The sequence below is a fragment of the Granulicella arctica genome (genome assembly GCF_025685605.1).
Taxonomy (GTDB): domain Bacteria; phylum Acidobacteriota; class Terriglobia; order Terriglobales; family Acidobacteriaceae; genus Edaphobacter; species Edaphobacter arcticus.
Map to the genome: position 1 here is coordinate 3,138,095 of NZ_JAGTUT010000001.1, position 18,058 is coordinate 3,156,152.

Here is an 18,058-nt window from a genome sequence, read left to right on the forward strand (position 1 = left end):
GGCAGAGCCGGGTTGGCACAGTGCAGTGCTCCTGCGAATGCAATCGTGGCGGAGAACTGTCTGACCGGTAATCCGTCGAGCGAATGGGACCTGAATACACCGGATGGTGGAGACCCGACGATTCAGGGTTTTGCCACGGACATCAGCGTGAACCAAGGCGGCACAGTTACGTTCAAAATTAATACGACTGCGCTTGCGTATACGCTCTCGATCTATCGGGTGGGCTACTACGGTGGGCTCGGAGCACGCAAGGTGGCCAATCTCTCCGTGTCCCTTCCGCAGGCGCAGAGCCAGCCAGCCTGCATGACGGATGCCAGCGTTGGCCTTGTGGACTGCGGTAACTGGGCGGTGTCCGCGACGTGGCAGGTGCCGGCGACGGCTGTCTCCGGCGTCTACTTCGCGCACTTAGTTCGAACCGATACTGGCGGCGACAGTCATGTCGTCTTCGTCGTGCGTAACGATACGAGTCACTCAGCCATTCTTTACCAGACCTCGGATGAGACGTGGCAGGCCTACAACTACTATGGCGGAGGAAGCCTGTATGGTCCTGCGTCTCCGAATTTTAATCTGAGTGCGCGTTCGTACAAGGTGAGCTACAACCGGCCATTCTTGACGCGCGGTTTCGCGCAGGAGTCGGACACGTGGCTGTTCGGTCCCGAGTTCCCGATGATTCAGTGGCTTGAGCAGAACGGCTACGATGTGACCTACTCTACGGGCGTCGATGCGACCCGGAGCGGGACGTTGATCCAGAATCACAAGCTGTATATGGACTCAGGCCATGATGAATACTGGGCTGGTACTCAGCGAACGAACGTCCAGGCGGCGCGCGATGCGGGTGTAAACCTGGCGTTCTTTAGCGGCAACACTATGTTCTGGAAGACGCGTTGGGAAAACAGCATTGATGGGACGAATACTCCGAATCGAACACTGGTCTGTTACAAGGAGACGCTTGCATTTGCAAAGATCGATCCGAGCGACCCTCCCACGTGGACGGGAACCTACCGTGATCCGAGCTTCAGTCCGCCTGCTGATGGGGGTATTCCGGAGAATGCGGTGACCGGTACGTTGTTCGTAGTCAACGGGACCGGTGCTGACAACGACGGAAGCCTGACGATGAAAATTCCCGCGGCTGAAGGCGCGATGCGCTTCTGGCGCAACACTGCTGCGGCGACCCTTGGTACGAATGCGACCCTCACCTTGCCTCCTGGTTCGATTGGATACGAATGGGATACGGATGCTGATAATGGTTTCCGTCCTGCCGGTCTGTTCGACTTGTCGAGTTCGTCGTACACGCTAACCTCGGACCTGTTGCTTGACTATGGTGCAACCTATGGGGCGGGTAATGCTGTGCACCACATGACGTTTTATCGTGCACCGAGCGGCGCGCTGGTGTTCAGTGCAGGGACGATCAACTGGTCGTGGGGCCTGAACAGCAATCATCAGAATCCATTCAACTTCACGACGCCGGCTCCTAGTGCGACGATGCAGCAGGCAACGGTAAATCTTTTTGCTGACATGGGCGTGCAGCCAACAACGCTGCAGGCAGGTATTGTGGCGGCAACGGCGTCTACAGATGTGACGCCGCCTACCTCTAGCATTACATCGCCGGCCGCTGGTGCCGCTCTGAATGCGGGAAGCACGGTGACGGTGACGGGAACGGCGCACGATGTCGGGGGCGTGGTTGCAGCAGTGGAATTCTCCAGTGACAATGGAACGACATGGCATCCTGCAACTGGACGAGCGACCTGGACCTATACCTGGACGCCATCGGTAGTCGGTTCGACGACGCTTCTGAGCAGGGCAGTAGACGATAGCGGCAATCTTGAAGCGCAGCACAACGGACAGCTCGTAACGGTATCCCCGCAAGTATGTCCGTGCGGCGGCTTCAATGCTTCCGCTGCTCCCGTAAATGCTGACAGTGGTGATGGAACAGCGGTTGAGGTTGGGATGAAATTCCGAGCAGACTCAAACGGTTCTGTTCTGGGTGTGCGGTTTTACAAGGCTGCCGCAAACACGGGACAGCACGTAGGGCACATCTGGTCGAGCAGTGGAACGCAGCTAGGTACCGCCAACTTTGTCGGCGAGAGTGCCTCGGGCTGGCAGGCGGTGAACTTCTCGGCACCGATACCGGTTGTTGCGAACACGACCTACGTAGTGTCGTACTTTGCACCAGCGGGGCACTACTCCGCTGACCAATATGCGTTCCAGCAAACAGGCATCGACGATCCACCGGTCCATATCCTGGCGAACGGGGTCGACGGTCCGGATGGTGTGTTTACTTATGGTACGACCGGCGGATTTCCGTCGTCCGGCAACCTTGCGACGAACTACTGGGTTGATGTGATTTACACCTCGTCCAACACGTATAACATGTCCGGAACGGTGAGCGGCTATGGAGGCGTGGGGGCCACGTTGACCCTGAGCGGACCAGAGTCTTCGGCCGCCGTCGCAGATGCCAATGGTGCGTTTACCTTCAGCGGCCTGGTCAATGGAACGTACAGTGTTACACCGAGCAACCCTGGTGTCACGTTTACCCCAGCCGCTCAGACGGTGGTGATCAACGGGGGTGTTGTTACCGGGGTGAACTTTACAGCCGTCGTAACCAATCCGCTGAGCATCGCAGGAACGATAAGCGGCGGCGGCGGTGTGACAGTCAACTTGACTGGATCAACGACCGCAACGACGACTACAAACGCTTCCGGAAATTATTCCTTCACGGGTTTACTTGGTGGGACGTTTACAGTAACGCCTATCCTTACGGGTTACAGCTTTACTCCGGGTTCGCAGACCGTGACGCTGTCTGGAAGCAGCGCCAGTGCGGTGAATTTTGCTGGCGTGCTCTGTAACTGCTCGTCCATCTGGCAACCCTCCGCCGTGCCGGGTTTGATCGATGCAAACGACGCGACACCGGTTGAACTGGGAGTCAAGTTCCGGGCTGATAGTGCGGGGCTGATCACCGGCGTGAGGTTCTACAAGGCTGGCGCGAACACAGGAACACATATTGGACATTTGTGGACGAGTGCGGGTGTGCAGCTTGGCAGCGCAACATTCACGAATGAGTCAGCGTCTGGCTGGCAGAGTGTCACCTTTGCATCACCGATTTCAGTGCAGGCCAATACGACGTATATTGCGTCCTACTTTACGCCGACTGGCCACTACTCCGCCGACACCAATTATTTTGCAACAGCAGGAGTCGATAGCCCGCCGCTGCATGCGCTAGCCAACGGAGTTGATGGCGCGAACGGGGTATATCTCTATACGTCGAGCGGTGCATTTCCGACAAACACCTATGCTTCTACAAACTACTGGGTCGATGTTGTGTATGTGCCTGCGCAGGCCTATCCACTTACAGGGACGGTAGCCGGTGGAGCGGGGGCAACGGTCGCCCTTATGAGCACGGCAGGTGCGACGGTTGCAACGACCGTGGCGGATGGTTCGGGTAATTATTCCTTCACCGCGTATTCGGGAACCTATTCAGTCATCCCTTCGCTTAGCGGCACTGTCTTTACTCCCGGCAATCAGAATGTCACGGTAGGGTCGGCTGCGCTGACGGGCGTGAACTTCTCAGTGCCAACGATCTGTCCCTGCACCACGATCTGGCCGGGATCGGTGCAGCCTGGCACAATCGATTCAGCCGATACACAGCCGTACGAGCTGGGCGTAAAGATCACCGCCGACTCGGACGGATACATTCTCGGAATACGCTTCTATAAGAGTGCAGCTAATGCAGGAGCGCACCTGGGTAATCTCTGGTCGACGACCGGAACGCTGCTTGCGTCGGCGAGCTTCACGAGTGAGAGCGGTTCAGGCTGGCAGCAGGTCTTCTTTGGAAGCCCTGTGGCGGTGACAGCAGGGACGACGTATGTCGCTTCCTACTTTACCCCGGTGGGACGTTACTCTTCCGACTCTGCATTCTTCGCTAGTGCCGGAGTCGACACGCCACCACTGCATGCTCTTTCGAACGGTGCGGGCGCTGGAGACGGAGTCTTCCTGAACGCTGCGACAAGCGGCTTCCCGACATCGTCCTATAACGCCACGAACTACTGGGTGGATGCGATCTACGCGAAGCCTTCGACACACAGCATCGGTGGGACGATCACCGGAGCCGTTGTATCAGGAGTGAGCGTGGCACTGAGCGGAGCGTCGAGTGCTACGGCGGTTACCAATGCGTCGGGCTCTTATAGCTTCAGTGGATTGGTTGACGGCAACTACACGGTAAAGGCAAGCGGTGCAGGGCTGGCGTTTACTCCTGCAACGCAGGCGGTTACCGTGAGCGGGTCTCACCAACTCGGTGTAAATTTTGTGGATACTGCTGTGACGGCGTCTTACGTGGTGTCTGGCGTAGTCACCGGCGGTGCAGGAGTGACGGTCGCGCTGACGGGCGCGGCCACGGCGAGTACAACTACAAACGCTTCGGGAGCCTACAGCTTCCCCTCAGTGGCGAATGGATCGTATGTAATCACGCCATCGAGCACGCTCTACACAATAGCTCCTGCGAGTGAGTCGATCATTGTGAACGGGGCGAATCTTACGGCCGCTGCATTCAAGGCGACGTTGATCACTTACTCGATTAGTGGAACGATCACCTCGGGATCTGGAGCTACGGTCAAACTGAGTGGCGCGGCTACCGCAACAATGACAGCGAGCAGCACGGGCGCTTACAGTTTTGCGGGCCTTGCTAATGGTAGTTATACGGTGACCCCGACGAAGTCTGGCACCACGTACCTGCCAGCCAGTACGGCGATCACTCTAAACAATGCGAATGCCACGGCAAACTTTGCACCGGCATTTACCATTTCAGGTACGATCAGCGGCGCAGGCGGATCTGGAGCTACGGTTGCTCTGAGTGGTGCGGCGACCGCAACGACGACAGCGAGCAGTACCGGGGCGTATAGCTTTCCAGGTCACGTGAACGGTTCCTATACGGTCACGCCGAGTAAGACGGGTTACACCTTCACTCCGGTGGCCACGACAGTGACCGTCAATGGCGCGAATGCCACGGCGAACTTTACGTCGGCGGTGAAGACCTACACGATCACGGGCACTATCAGCGGTGCTGGTGGTTCGGGAGCCAGCGTCAAACTGACCGGCGCTGCAACGGCGACCGTTACGGCAACGAGCGCTGGTGTCTATACCTTCACGGGAGTGGCGAACGGCAGCTACACGGTGACACCAACGAAGGCGGGCTTTACGTTTACGCCTGCGAGCACAGCGATCGTCGTCAACGGAGCGAACGGCACTGCGAACTTCACGGCCGTGGCACAGACGTTTACGCTCTCAGGAACGATCTCGGGAGCAGGCGGGTCTGGGGCGACGGTCAAGCTGAGTGGCGCCAGCACTGCGACCGTGGTGGCCAGCGCGTCGGGGGCGTATAGCTTCACCGGCTTGGCAGCCGGTGCGTACACCGTTACGCCAACAAAGTCCGGTCACATCATCCTGCCATCGTCGCAGTCCACTACGATCAAGACCGCAAACGTAGCACTTAACTTTCTCTCATTCTAGCTTTCATAATTTCAAATGATTGGGGCACTGCGGCCCTTGCCGACTAAGGTAAGGGTCGTAGCGCCGCAAGAGCCTGATATCGAGACGAGTTACAGGGTGAAGTGCTGGATGGTCTCGATGATGTAGTCCTGGTCGGCCTCAGTCATCTGGTGAAAGAGGGGAAGGATCAGGCCAGTCTCGGTCGCGAGATTTGTGCGGGGTAGAGCTGCATCATTCGAGTCCGAGCGGTACGGGAGTTCGCGGTGGATTGCCATAATGGATCGCCTGGTGGAGATCGATCGATCGAGGAGGTACTGCATCAAGTGATCGCGCTGTGCGGCGACAGGCGGGAGAAGCCTGACCATGTAGGACTGGTAGTTCGGATTTGATTCTGCTGGAGTAGCTGGTGTGACCAGCCATGGAAGCATGCGCAGGCTTGCTGTGTATCGCTCCGCAAGGTGACGACGCCGCTGAAGGAAGGTATCAAGTCGTGCGAGTTGAATGACCCCAATGGCGGCCTGCATGTCGGTCATGCGGAAGTTGAATCCTACTTCGTCGTAGGTCTCCGTGCTGATGCTGGTGGCATTATGACGTGTCACATCGGAGAGGCTCATGGCGTGCTGGCGAAGTCGGCGCAGGCGCTCGGCGAGAGCGGGATCGTTGGTCGTGATCATGCCGCCCTCGCCAGTGGTCAGGATCTTCCGTGGATGGAAGCTGAAGCACGTGAGGTTTCCGAGATTGCCGATATGCGCGCCGTTGTAGGTCGCCCCGATGGCACAGGCCGCGTCCTCAATGACGGGCAGGTCGTATCTCGCAGCGACCTCCATGATCGCGTCCATATTTGCTGGTAGACCAACCTGATGGACAACGAGGATCGCCTTCGTGCGAGGGGACACCAGCTTTCCTATTTCGTCGGCATCGAGATTGTAGGTGGCGAGATCAATATCGCCAAAGACTGGCGTTGCGCCTGTGTGTACGATTGCATTCGCCGTTGCGATGAAAGACAGACTGGGGCAGATGACATCATCGCCACTGCCGATGCCGAGTACGAGGAGAGCGAGTTGCAGGGCCGTGGTGCAGGACGAGACGGCCACAGCGTGCTCGCATCCGACGTAGGCAGCGAACTGTCGTTCGAACTCGATAACGCGCGGACCCTGGGTAACCCAGCCGGAGCGGAGGACGTCGAGTACGGCTTGCTCTTCTTCAACGCCGATGTAGGGTCGAGCTACGGGGATCATGGACTGCGGTGGTGCGATGAGTGTGCTCATACGGAGGCTCCGACGCAGGCGGCCGTATCTGCTTTGGCAGTGTGACGCCAAGCTATGAGAGAGCGAAGTCCGGCCTCGAGATCAGTTTTTGCTCGGAAGTTGAGCAGACGTTCGGCCTTGTCGATCGCAGCGAGTCGGGTCTGGACGTTGTTTACCTTGCGGCTCACGTGATACTCCGGCTGTAATGAAGAACCGGTGACCTTTAGGAGGAGATGACAGAGTTCGTTGAGTGTGGTCTGAAGACCGAATCCGACGTTGAAGACTTCGTCGGTGATATCGGCAACGAGGCCGGCGACATTGGCCCGGGCGACGTCCTCTACAAAGACGAAGTCCATCGACTGCTTTCCATCGCCAAAGATCTTTGGTGGCTGACCTGCTTCGATGGCGTCGATCCAACGGATAAGTACTTCTGTATAGAAGCCGTCGAGGTCCATGCGAGGTCCGTAGATATTGAAGTAGCGGAAGGCGACGTAAGGTAGTTGGAACATCTCGTAGTAGGAACGGAGCATCTGCTCGTTTGCGATCTTTCCAGCTCCGTAGAGAGTCCGGTTATTAAAGGGATGCGCCTCGTCCATCGGAAGATAGGAAGGATCGCCATAGACGGATGCTGACGAGGCAGCGACGATCTTTTTGACGTTATGGCGAACCGCACTTTCGAGGACGTTGAGGGTGCCCCCCATCAAAACCTCGACGGCCTCGCGGGGAGCTTCGGCGCAACGAGTGATGCGCAACGCTGCCTGGTGAAAGACGTAGTCAACGCCGCGCGTCGCTTCGTCTACAGCTTCGGCGTCACGGATATCTCCTTCCATCACGACGACACGACCTTTGCGGCGCGTTTCTTCCAGGTTTCGTAGATTGCCGCGAACGAAGTTGTCGAGAACGCGGATCTCTGCGGCACCGGCATCAAGCAGAAGGTCGGCCGTGGTGCTTCCGACAAATCCTGCTCCGCCTGTGATGAGTATGGTTGCTCCGTGTATTGGGTTCATCGTTTCTCTTTCTGGGTTTCTGAATAAATTGTTCTACATGGCATCGTGCCCTGATGCTTGCCGTCGGAATGAGTACAGTGGGTTGAACTTACTGGCGATACCGTATGATCCGCGCCGGGACTCCCGCTACGACCGCATATTCAGGGACATCCGACGTCACAACAGCGCCTGCGCCGACGATGGAATGCGCACCGACATGAACTCCGGGAAGAATGGTTGCGTTGGTGCCGATGTCGGCGCCAAAGCCGATGACGACCGCCTTGATCTCGAGATCGGTTTTAATGATGGGCGTGTCGAGTGGCAGACCAGTATGTGACGATCCGAGAACTTTGGCTCCGGGGCCCCATCCAACATAATCCTCGATAACGAGGTTTCGAGCGTCGAAGTAGGATTGAGGTCCAATCCAGACGTGACTGCCGATTCTGCAGGTGCCATCGAAGCGCCCCTGAATCATGGTCTGTGCGCCGAGGAAGACGGCATCTCCAATCTCGAAGGTTTCAGGGTGCTTGACGACGACATCAGCTTCTACTCGCAGCCCGTGTCCAACGGAGGCGCACATGGCCTGGTAGATGCTTGTGAGTTGAAGGGAATCAAATGAAGAGGCCGCGCCTCGATAGCGAGCGTGCATCGCCAGGAGTTCAGTCAGCGTGAAATGCGCTCTTAGATGAGCGGCGTAATCGCGCTGCCACATGGGATCTTTGGTGATCTCGGCGCTTCCGAAGACGGCCTGGACCGTCCGCAAACCGATCTCTTCGAGGCTAGCAGGCATGGCAACTCTCCATCAGTTCGAGGGCGATGTGCGAGATAGCCTCGGTGCGAAGTCCAGGGTACATAGGCAAGGAGATAATGCGGTCCTTGAGGCGCTCGGTGATGGGAAGATCGCCGAGGCTATAGCCAAGCGAACGGTATGCCTCCTGGAGGTGGAGCGGGGTGGGATAGTGGAGACCAGTCTCGATGCCTGCATCGGTGAGTTGCTGTCGCAGTAGGTCGCGATTATCAGACTGAATAACGTAGAGATGATAGACGTGGTGGGCACCGCTTCGTTCAGAGGGAAGTGTGACGTCCAGATCTTTGAGCGCGTGGGTGTAGGTTGCTGCTGCTTCGCGGCGCTGATCGTTCCAGCGGTCGAGGTGCTTCAGTTTTACGGAGAGAAAACCACCCTGGAGACCATCCATGCGCATGTTCAAGCCTGGGAAGATATGCTCGTAGCGCTTTGAAGAGCCATGGTCACGCCACAGGCGAATCTTCCGGGCGAGCGCGTCGTCGTTCGTGGTGACTGCGCCACCTTCCCCACAGGCACCGAGGTTCTTACCTGGATAGAAGCTGAAGCACCCGGCAACTCCGAATGAACCTGCCTTCTGCCCGTTGTACTCGGCGCCGTGAGCCTGGCAGGCATCCTCGACGACCGCAAGACCATGGCGATCTGCGATAGCGATGATTTGGCTCATGGCGGCGACTTGGCCATAAAGATCAACCGGAATGATGGCGCGAGTTCGTGGGGTAATGGCGGCTTCGATGAGGTCGGGATCCATCGTGTAATAGACCGGATCAATATCGATGAAGACCGGAGTGGCACCCACAGCAGTGATCGCCTCCGCGGTGGCGATGAAGGTGTGTGCGACTGTGATCACTTCATCGCCAGGTCCAACACCAAGCGAGGCGAGGACAAGCTGAAGCGCTGCTGTGCCGCTATTCAGTGCGATGCAATGCGTGGTGCCGGTATAGGCTGCGAACTCCTGTTCGAAGCGAACGACCTCCGGTCCGAGAACGAACGTAGAGTCGCGAAGCACTCTCTCGAAGACGCTGCGCAACTCATCCTCGATTCCAGAGTGGAGACTATGCAGGTCGACAAACGGGACTTTCATGACCTCTCCAATCGTCGTACGTGGCGGGCGGGATTTCCGGCCACAATGGTATTTGGCGGAACGCTGCGGGTGACGACGCTTCCGGCACCGACGATCGCATCTTCACCGATGGTGATGCCGCACAGGATAGTGCTGCCGGTGCCAATGGATGCGCCACGTCTGACCTCCGTGCCGACGACCTGCCAATCAGCCTCGGTTTGAGACCGGCCCGAGGCAGTGGTGGCGCGGGGATAGCGATCGTTGATGAACGAGACATTGTGGCCGATGAAGACGTCGTCTTCGATTTGCACGCCTTCGCAGATAAAGGTATGACTCGACACCTTCACGTTTCGTCCAAGGGTGACGTTCTTCTGAATCTCGACGAAGGCGCCTATTTTGCTGTTATCGCCGATCGAACAACCGTAGAGATTAACGAAGGCGAAGAGACGAACGTTTTCACCCAGGATGACGTCGTTTGCGATCCGGCTGTACTCCGGCATCGCCGCGGACCGCGATTGGAGAGCGAGGGCGGAGAGTTCGGGGCCGGCTTCCAGAGTCTGAGGCATCTAGGCGGCTCCCTGGCTCAGCATGAGATCGGAGGCCTCGAGTTCAACAAGCTTGCCGCGCTGCTTCATGGAACGCGAGGCGCACTCTAAAATTTCAACGATGCGCAGACCTGCCTGGCCGCCAGTAAGCGGTTCTTTGCCGGTCTGGATGCAGTCGAGGAAGTGTTGTATTTCGACCTTCAGAGCTTCAGAGACGTCAAGTTGCGGAGCAAACATATCGCCAGATCGATAGCCTACGAGGGCTTTGTAGAGGGAATCGGTGCCGCTATTAAGAGTGATGCCCTTGTCGTAGATCTTGACCTTCTCACTCGGTTCCATATCGTCGTAGACGATCATCTGCTTGCTGCCGCCGACGAGAGTGCGGCGAACTTTGACCGGCGAGAGCCAATTGACGTTAAGGTGCGCAATAAGATTGCCCTCAAAAAACATGGTGATGTAGGCAAGGTTTTCGGTGCCGCCGAACTGGTGGTTGATACCTGTAGCGGAGACGGCGCAGGGACCGGAGGGAAGTATGTAGTCCATGATTGCGAGGTCATGTACGGCAAGATCCCAGATGACATCGACATCCCTCTGAAAGAGCCCGAGATTGATGCGGGTGGAATCGTAGTAGAGGATGTCGCCGAGCTTGCCAGAGGTGACAATCTCCTTCATCTTGCGAACGGCCCCAGTGTAGACAAAGGTGTGATCTACCATGAGCGTCAGGTTGCGGCGTGCCGCTTCATCGATGAGGCGCCGAGCCTGCTCTGAGGTGGAGGTCATCGGTTTTTCGAGCATGACATGCTTGCCGCTGCGCAAGGCCCGGAGCGCAAGATCGAAGTGGGTCGAGACGGGGGTCGCAATCGCGATCGCATCAATCGCTGGGTTATCGAATAGATCTTGAACATCCGTAGTTGTCTCAACGGACGGATAGCGGCTGGTCACTTCAGCCAGTCGTTCTGTTCGCATGTCGCTGACTGCAACGACGCGAGCTTGAGGAACTTCAAAGAGATTTCTTACGAGGTTTGGCCCCCAGTAGCCGTAACCGATTACGCCGAACTTGATCATGTTCACTCCAATAGCTACGAAAGCAGAGGTGGTCCACAGAAGGTCGGGATCGCTCAGTCTGCATCCGTGATGGCTGGAGTTGAAGCACGTCTGTGACCAAAGTCCAAAGAGTCACTGGTAGCGCTGATTCGGTCGCGACGAGCGCAACTCTTCGGTTGTTCTCACTTTTATCGCCTGGGGTGGTGCGACCGAAAGATGTCGTTTCACGAGACAACGACTTGCACAGTGCGCAAAACGGTGCAGAATCTGCAGCAGCATCTGGGTCACGCCGAGAAGTTTCATTCGTTGGAGTTCCGGAGTTAAAGCCCGAGTCGCGCAACCATCTCCGCATTGGCCACTCATGTGCACTGTATTTGAGCGAGGTCCTGGACGAACGAATGATTTTCTTGGCTAAACAACGGTTGAGCATGCTGGCGGCTCTTCTATTTGCTGCGGGAACCTGCTGCGATGCACAAAATGCAGCGATCGCCACAGCAGATTCTTCACAGCCAGTAGAGGCCAGTCACCGTGCTGAGCCGTCAACTGACAGCGGTCCTACGATCCCGAGCCAGTTGTTTTCCGGAGAGACGTCACACTTTGCCTTGGGAATCGCGGATGTAATTCATGTGAGCGTATGGAAGAACCCGGAGCTCTCACAGAGCGTGATGATCGGTCCGGACGGATTCGTGTCATTACCACTTCTGGGCGACATCCACGTCGCCGGGATGACGGCGGATGCACTGGCGCGCATGTTGACGACCCGGCTCTCCGCCTACGTGGTGAGCGCCCAGGTAACGGTGAGCGTTGTCGATATTAGAAGCCGCCAGGTGTTTGTAACCGGACAGGTTGGAAAGCCGGGTGGCTATGCATTGATCGTACCGACGACAATTCTGCAATTGATTGCAGAGGCAGGCGGCCTTAACGCCTTTGCCGAACGCAAAAATATTCTCATCCTAAGAAAGAATGAGCGATTGAAATTCAACTATGTAAGTGCGATCCACGGAGACCTAAAGCAGAATATACCTCTACAACCCGGTGATACGGTCATCGTTCCATAGGAGGAACAGTGCATCACCTATGTCGTAGAGTTCTTCTCTTACTTGGCTTCTTAGGCTGTTTCTGTAACGCCGTTGTGTCTGGGCAGCAGACAACACAGACGTCGACGAGCACGACTGTGGCGGATGCCGATGAGCATCTGACTGCAGCTACAGGCCCAGTAGACGTGATCCAAGGGAATGAAGAGTACCAGCCACCGGTATACGCGACGGCTCTGGACGGAAGCGGCTTGATCTCCATGCGAGACTCCCAGCATGTCCGCTTGTTCTATGGCGCGACGGTTGCGGGCGGGTGGGATAGTGCGCCAAGTGGCCAGGCAGGGGACACGCCTCTGGCGTTCTACACGGTGAGTCCCTCCGTAGGCTTGCAGATCAACCGTGCTCGCCTGCAGACCGTTATTCAATATCAAAGAACGATGACTGGCTATAGCTCGAGTTCCTATACCAATCAAGCGGTGAATGTTGCGTCAGTCAAGCTGGTCGGTACAGAGAGTGAACGTCTGCAGTGGGGATTCAAGATGTCGGAAAGCTCTGGCAATGACGCAACACGCTTCCTGGCCCCACAGCAGACCGTAGCGGTGGGTGGTGTATCTGCTGTAGATCCAGGTTCTTCACTCTATCTGCAGAACGCAGGAAACACGACGTACCTGGATGCGGGCGCAGATGTTCGGTACCGCACCAGCGAACGCGGCGCACTGGTTGCGCAAATCGACAGTGTCTACAGCCGCTACTCCGGGCTCCAGCAGACCAATGGGCTTACGTCGGCTATCTTCAGCTACGAGCGGACTGTGAGACCAGCCCTGACGATCGACGGTTATGGGCAAGTATCGCGCTACTACGGCAACATCAGTTGTTCGAGCTTTGGCATCGGGATGGGACTGAAATGGGAGCGGAATCAGCGAGAGTCGCTCACGCTGAGTGGAGGACCCCAACTCAATACCACTGCCTGCGAGAAACAGCAGGGCGTCAATTTCAGTGCTAACTTCAGTATGGCTCTGACGGGTCGCTCCCACATGTATGTACTAGCATCTCGCCAGCCAGCTACTTCCTATATCGGCCCGGGCTTATGGCAGACCAGCGTTGCCGCGGGCTACCAGCGCCAGATTGGAAATCGGGGATCGTTAAATGTTGATTTGGGACGATTGGATAGTGAGGCCTCTGCTTTGACTTCTTCGTACCGAGGGACGTACGTGGCGTGTGTCTACAACCGCCAGCTCAGGTCGGAGCTGAACGCCTCGCTGAGCTATCGCGGTTATCTCGGCGAGGGCGACGGAGCTAACGTTCAGCGCAATGTAGTCCTGCTATCCCTCTCCTGGTCACCTACGACGGGGCACATCTTTCGTTAAGAGATAAGTTGCACGGAGCACTCTATGGATCATCGACAAGCATCGGACAATCCGCCTGGCCTCTCTCTTGGGCAGCATATGGCCACGATCAAGGACGCTGGGGCGATGCTGATCCTGGCATCCAGCGTAATGGCATTCATCGGCACAGTCGGCGTTTCGCTGGTCCCCAACGTCTATCGAGCGACTACGACGATCCTTGTAGATCCACAGAAGATTCCGGAACGTTATGTTTCTTCGACGGTGACCTCTGATCCAAATGGCAGGATGAATACCTTATCGCAGCAAGTATTGAGCACCTCACGGCTTCAGGAGATTGTCGACAAAGATAATCTCTACCCGCAATGGCGGGCGACACACTCCCGGGAGGAGGTTCTGGACTACATGCGGGAGCACACGAAGATCGAGCTCAAACAAAGCCCCGAACCGGAGCAGGGCCTGAGCAGCTTCAGCATCGCATATGAGGACAAAGACAGGGCCTTAGTTGCAAAGATTGCGAACGATTTGGCAAGCAGCTTCATCGACTGGAACCTTAAGGCGCGTCAACAACAGGCACTTGGGACGACGCAGTTCCTCTCGAGCGAGTTGGAACAAGCCAAGGAGAGCCTGGAGAAGCAGGAAGCACAACTCGAGCAGTTTCGGAGAGGACATGCAGGGGCGACTCCGGATCAATTGGGCGGAAACATTCAGGCACTCTCACGTCTGCAAACTGAGGAGCAGGCCAACCTTGATGCGATCAGCCGGCTTGATCAGGAACGCATCATGCTCACACAAGCCAAGCCCCCGGAGCAGCGCGATCCGGCCGCCCTGACAGAACGCGGTCGACTGATGGTTGAACGACGCCGTCTTGAGACAGAACGATGGAACTTGAAGAGGCAGTTCACCGATACCTATCCTGATGTGATCGCAGTCAACGCTCAGCTAAAGGCATTGGATGTCCGGCTGGCTGGCATGCCTGAAGATCCGGTCGGCACGGCGTCTGCGCTAGACCCGAACGCGGAGCTTCGACTCTCCCTGATCGACAAAGAGATGCAGAGACGCCGCGAGATGGAGGCGTCGATGAGCAGCCAGGGTAACTCGTATCAAGCTAAAGTCGATTCTGTTCCGGTGCTCGAAACACAGCTTGCGGAGCTAACGCGAAACTATGAGGCGTCGCGTCAGAACTACCAGTCCCTGCTCGACAAGACCTTTTCGGCGGGAATGTCGGAGCAGTTGGAGCGGAAGCAGCAGGCCGAGCGCTTTACGGTTCTAGACTTTGCGAAGGCACCCGAGAAGCCCATAAGGCCGAAGCGCCTTCCGCTGTTCGCAATTGTCCTGCTGGCAGCGCTGATCATTCCTGCAGGAATCACTGTCGGGTTACAAATACTGAACGGGACAGTGAAATCCGAGGTCGAGCTGAAGACTATGCTGCCCTTCAAGATTCCAGTGTTGGGATCCATTCCGCCGATTGACAGCCATTTTGATATTCGTCATCGACGACTGCGGAGCATTCAATTGCTGACGGTCTCCGCACTCACGTGCGGATTGCTGGTGATATTCCTTCTAAAGACGAGGCCAATCCTGTGAATTCCGCGATAGAGATTACGCGTGGTATGTCTGAGCGTAGAGTTGACGGCATGGCGTTTCCTGTCCTTGGCTGGCACGACATCAAGCTGGAGCCTGCTAGAAATTCCAAGCTGGTTTATGTTACCGAGCCTGAGGGTCTAGCCGTCGAACAATACAAAATTCTTCGCGGGCGACTCTGCACCATGCGGCCCAAGGGTGGTGTGATGCTTGTGACCAGCCCGGGGCCGGGGGAGGGAAAGACGCTGACCTCCGTCAACTTAGCTTGGAGCCTTGCTGCGGCCGGACAGACGACGTGCCTTGTAGACCTTGACTTCAGGGCGCCAGGGGTTGGCCGCACTATAGATTATGTGTTCGAGGTCGACGGCGTTGAAGATGTGCTTCTTGGCAGACGCAGTGTGGCGCAGTCTTTGCGTCACTTCGGCCCAGCGTCGCCCTACATTCTAGGGATCGTGCAGCGTCGTGCATCGCCGGGACAGTTCCTGTCTCCTGCGCTGCTCACCCCACTCTTCGATGAGCTTCGGACGATGTTTCAGTGGGTCATCCTGGACTTTGCCCCGGTGATTCCGATGGCCGATGTTGCCGAGGTCATCTCCGCGGTAGATGGAGCGTTGATGGTGGCGCGTGTAAAGAGGACGAGCAAGGCTCTTGTCGATCCGGCCCTGGAGGTGCTCGGATCTAAGCTCTGGGGAGTAGTTGTCAACGACTCGCCCATCGATGGCAGCTCATACTACGGGTATTATGGCAAACAGTCCTCATCGAAACTATAGGCCGCCGTGTCCTTTTGACACGACCGCAGTTCCTTTCAGGCGAGGGAGAGAACACATGTCCTACCTGGGACTGCGATATGTCACTATGCTTTCTCTTATATTTGCAAGTTTCCCGGCCATGTCGGTTCGTGCGCACGCTCAGATGCACGCCCACTCGGCTCCCCCAGCGGTGAGCGCCAGTCAGTCCAGGGATGCAGTCGCTACAAAGGACGTGCCTCCCGGAGTAATTCGGATCTACTTCATTGCGGCGGAAGAGGTGGACTGGGACTACTCCCCGAAGGGCAAGAATCTGGCCGGGGTACCGCATACCGAGAATGAGGATGATGAGTCCGGCGGCAGCGTTCACCGCGTGTACCACAAGGCTGTGTACAAGGAATACACGGATGCTACCTTCAAGACTTTGAAGACGCGGCCGCAGCAGTGGGAGCATCTTGGGCTGCTCGGGCCCCTGATCCGCGCGGAGGTCGGCGATACAGTTCGTGTGACCTTCAAAAACAACACACACCTGTCGGTAACCATGCATCCGCACGGGCTGGAGTACAAGAAAGATGCAGAGGGCGCACTTTATCAGGACGGAACGCCACAGTCGGCAAAAGCCGATGACAAGATCACTCCGGGTGGGACTTATGTATACCTATGGACAGTCCCGGAGAGCAGTGGCCCGGCAGAGATGGATGGAAGCTCCGTACTGTGGATGTACCATTCGCACTTTGTTGAATCGACAGACATCAACACTGGGCTGGTTGGTCCTATTATCGTGACGGCACGTGGAAAAGCTCGCCCGGATGGCTCTCCTAAGGATGTAGACCGGGAGTTCATCACAGATTTCTCCATCTTCGATGAGACGAATAGCTGGTTCTCTGAGAAGAACACCTCAAGACAGCCCAACTTTCGGAACTCAGCCAACGACCCCGTTTTTCTCAAACAGAACACGCTCTACAGCATCAACGGCTATATCGAAGCGAATATGCCGTTAGTGACGATGCGAAAAGGTGAACGGGTGCGATGGTATCTACTCTCCAACAGCAATGAAAACGACATTCACATGGCTCACTGGCATGGGAATACTGTTGTCTGGAACAAAATGCGAATGGACTCCGTTTTTCTTGGTCCGATGGCCATGGCAATCGCCGACATGGTTCCTGCCAATGAAGGGATTTGGCTCTTTCACTGCCATGTCGGCGAGCATTTTCTGGGTGGGATGGTCGGGCGATATCAGGTTCTTCCGTAAGACTGCTAACCGATGTTAGTTTCCGTCAACTATATGCAGGCTCTTGCACATGCAACAGGCTGATGCAGTCGAGATGCCACATGGGACGAACGGCGCTCCGTTGAAATTGACAGCTATTTCGAAATACGACAAGACCCTTACAAAAACGGGCTGGCCATTGAATTGCTTAGTGAATACCCGAACACCTTAGTTTGAATTGCTTTGCCTTGATGCATAAATGCAAAGCCTCACACGTAGGTACTTAAATTATCCACAGTGACTCGATGTGAGTCACGATCGCGGAGTGTTGCCAGAATCGGCTCTGGCCCGCGTAAGGAACAATCATGGTTCGCCAAGTAGCGACAACTTCGGAGATCTCCCCACCCTACTTTTGCGAAGTCCGCGGATGGTATGCGGTCTATACCTATCCAAAGCATGAAGCTCGGGTGGCAAAGGAACTTAGCTCGAGAGAGATCACTAATTTCCTTCCTACGTTCGTGACGACCAGCCGCTGGAAGGACCGCACGGTTCAATTGGCAACACCTTTGTTTCCAGGGTATGTCTTCGCGCAGATCGAACCAGCGGAACGAAGCAAAATTCTGATGACGAATGGTGTCGTACGAATACTTTCGTACAACGGCAAGCCTGCCCTGATTCCAGACTCGGAGATTGATGCCATTAAGCTCTGTCTCCGTACTGGTAGCGCAAGGTCTGTGGTAGGCCCTATCGCCGTCGGCGAGCGCGTCCGCGTCCGATCCGGACCACTTGCAGGTCTCGAAGGCTTCATCTCACGATCTAAGACCTCGCGGTTGCTGCTCGTACCGATCTCGCTGCTCCATCAATCCGTATCAATCGAAGTTGATGCAGAGCTAATCGAAATTTTGCCTCCACTGCTGAAGGTTGGACAAGGTTGACAAGGTGGCGGGCAGATCACTGCTGGCCGAAAAGC

Annotated in this window: 13 protein-coding genes; 7 read left to right on the forward strand and 6 right to left on the reverse strand. The window is 56.4% G+C overall.

The window, feature by feature from the left end; all coding sequences use genetic code 11:
• The first annotated feature begins 12 nt into the window (after positions 1-12).
• Positions 13-5,502, forward strand: coding sequence for a DUF4082 domain-containing protein (locus OHL20_RS13400; protein ID WP_263383681.1), 5,490 nt, complete (start codon positions 13-15; stop codon positions 5,500-5,502).
• Between the two features lie 89 nt (positions 5,503-5,591).
• On the opposite strand, the gene OHL20_RS13405 is transcribed toward OHL20_RS13400, so the two are convergent.
• The 6 genes from OHL20_RS13405 to OHL20_RS13430 all read right to left on the reverse strand — a co-directional run bounded on the left by OHL20_RS13405 (position 5,592) and on the right by OHL20_RS13430 (position 11,189).
• Positions 5,592-6,749: a DegT/DnrJ/EryC1/StrS family aminotransferase gene (locus OHL20_RS13405; RefSeq protein WP_263383682.1), complete on the reverse strand. Its 1,158-nt coding sequence runs from the start codon at positions 6,747-6,749 to the stop codon at positions 5,592-5,594.
• Complete coding sequence (locus tag OHL20_RS13410) at positions 6,746-7,735, reverse strand: NAD-dependent epimerase/dehydratase family protein (protein WP_263383683.1); 990 nt, start codon at positions 7,733-7,735, stop codon at positions 6,746-6,748. The genes OHL20_RS13405 and OHL20_RS13410 overlap by 4 nt, the downstream gene beginning before the upstream one ends.
• Before the next feature lie 88 nt (positions 7,736-7,823).
• Positions 7,824-8,504 (reverse strand): acyltransferase, encoded by a 681-nt coding sequence (locus tag OHL20_RS13415; RefSeq protein ID WP_263383684.1) that lies wholly within the window; start codon positions 8,502-8,504, stop codon positions 7,824-7,826.
• Positions 8,494-9,600: a DegT/DnrJ/EryC1/StrS family aminotransferase gene (locus OHL20_RS13420; protein ID WP_263383685.1), complete on the reverse strand. Its 1,107-nt coding sequence runs from the start codon at positions 9,598-9,600 to the stop codon at positions 8,494-8,496. Before OHL20_RS13420 ends, OHL20_RS13415 begins: the two co-directional genes overlap by 11 nt.
• Entirely contained in the window at positions 9,597-10,145 is a 549-nt protein-coding gene (locus tag OHL20_RS13425) for an acyltransferase (protein ID WP_263383686.1), read from the reverse strand. Before OHL20_RS13425 ends, OHL20_RS13420 begins: the two co-directional genes overlap by 4 nt.
• On the reverse strand, positions 10,146-11,189 hold the full coding sequence (locus OHL20_RS13430; RefSeq protein WP_263383687.1) for a Gfo/Idh/MocA family protein: 1,044 nt from the start codon (positions 11,187-11,189) through the stop codon (positions 10,146-10,148).
• 353 nt (positions 11,190-11,542) lie between these two features.
• On the opposite strand from OHL20_RS13430, the gene OHL20_RS13435 reads away from it, so the two are divergent.
• The 6 genes from OHL20_RS13435 (at position 11,543) to nusG (ending at position 18,023) form a co-directional block, all read left to right on the forward strand.
• Complete coding sequence (locus OHL20_RS13435; protein ID WP_263383688.1) at positions 11,543-12,226, forward strand: polysaccharide biosynthesis/export family protein; 684 nt, start codon at positions 11,543-11,545, stop codon at positions 12,224-12,226.
• Positions 12,227-12,300: 74 nt separating this feature from the next.
• Positions 12,301-13,569 (forward strand): hypothetical protein, encoded by a 1,269-nt coding sequence (locus OHL20_RS13440; protein ID WP_263383689.1) that lies wholly within the window; start codon positions 12,301-12,303, stop codon positions 13,567-13,569.
• 24 nt (positions 13,570-13,593) lie between these two features.
• On the forward strand, positions 13,594-15,132 hold the full coding sequence (locus OHL20_RS13445; protein WP_263383690.1) for a GumC family protein: 1,539 nt from the start codon (positions 13,594-13,596) through the stop codon (positions 15,130-15,132).
• A gap of 26 nt (positions 15,133-15,158) precedes the next feature.
• A complete protein-coding gene (locus OHL20_RS13450) occupies positions 15,159-15,899 on the forward strand; it encodes a CpsD/CapB family tyrosine-protein kinase (RefSeq protein WP_263383691.1) in 741 nt (246 codons plus the stop codon).
• Between the two features lie 55 nt (positions 15,900-15,954).
• Positions 15,955-17,130 carry a multicopper oxidase domain-containing protein gene (locus tag OHL20_RS13455; RefSeq protein ID WP_263383692.1) on the forward strand — a complete coding sequence of 392 codons (1,176 nt, stop codon included), beginning with the start codon at positions 15,955-15,957 and terminating at the stop codon, positions 17,128-17,130.
• Positions 17,131-17,453: 323 nt separating this feature from the next.
• Positions 17,454-18,023 (forward strand): transcription termination/antitermination protein NusG, encoded by a 570-nt coding sequence (gene nusG, locus OHL20_RS13460; RefSeq protein ID WP_263383693.1) that lies wholly within the window; start codon positions 17,454-17,456, stop codon positions 18,021-18,023.
• The last annotated feature ends 35 nt before the right edge of the window (positions 18,024-18,058 follow it).

What these genes read in the sequence shown, in the direction of transcription:
- OHL20_RS13405 (WP_263383682.1), bottom strand. Translation starts at nt 6,749, where the DNA reads ATGAGCACACTCATCGCACCACCGCAGTCCATGATCCCCGTAGCTCGA.
- OHL20_RS13410 (WP_263383683.1), bottom strand. Translation starts at nt 7,735, where the DNA reads ATGAACCCAATACACGGAGCAACCATACTCATCACAGGCGGAGCAGGA.
- OHL20_RS13415 (WP_263383684.1), bottom strand. Translation starts at nt 8,504, where the DNA reads ATGCCTGCTAGCCTCGAAGAGATCGGTTTGCGGACGGTCCAGGCCGTC.
- OHL20_RS13420 (WP_263383685.1), bottom strand. Translation starts at nt 9,600, where the DNA reads ATGAAAGTCCCGTTTGTCGACCTGCATAGTCTCCACTCTGGAATCGAG.
- OHL20_RS13425 (WP_263383686.1), bottom strand. Translation starts at nt 10,145, where the DNA reads ATGCCTCAGACTCTGGAAGCCGGCCCCGAACTCTCCGCCCTCGCTCTC.
- OHL20_RS13430 (WP_263383687.1), bottom strand. Translation starts at nt 11,189, where the DNA reads ATGATCAAGTTCGGCGTAATCGGTTACGGCTACTGGGGGCCAAACCTC.
- OHL20_RS13445 (WP_263383690.1), top strand. Translation starts at nt 13,594, where the DNA reads ATGGATCATCGACAAGCATCGGACAATCCGCCTGGCCTCTCTCTTGGG.
- OHL20_RS13450 (WP_263383691.1), top strand. Translation starts at nt 15,159, where the DNA reads ATGTCTGAGCGTAGAGTTGACGGCATGGCGTTTCCTGTCCTTGGCTGG.
- OHL20_RS13455 (WP_263383692.1), top strand. Translation starts at nt 15,955, where the DNA reads ATGTCCTACCTGGGACTGCGATATGTCACTATGCTTTCTCTTATATTT.
- nusG (WP_263383693.1), top strand. Translation starts at nt 17,454, where the DNA reads ATGGTTCGCCAAGTAGCGACAACTTCGGAGATCTCCCCACCCTACTTT.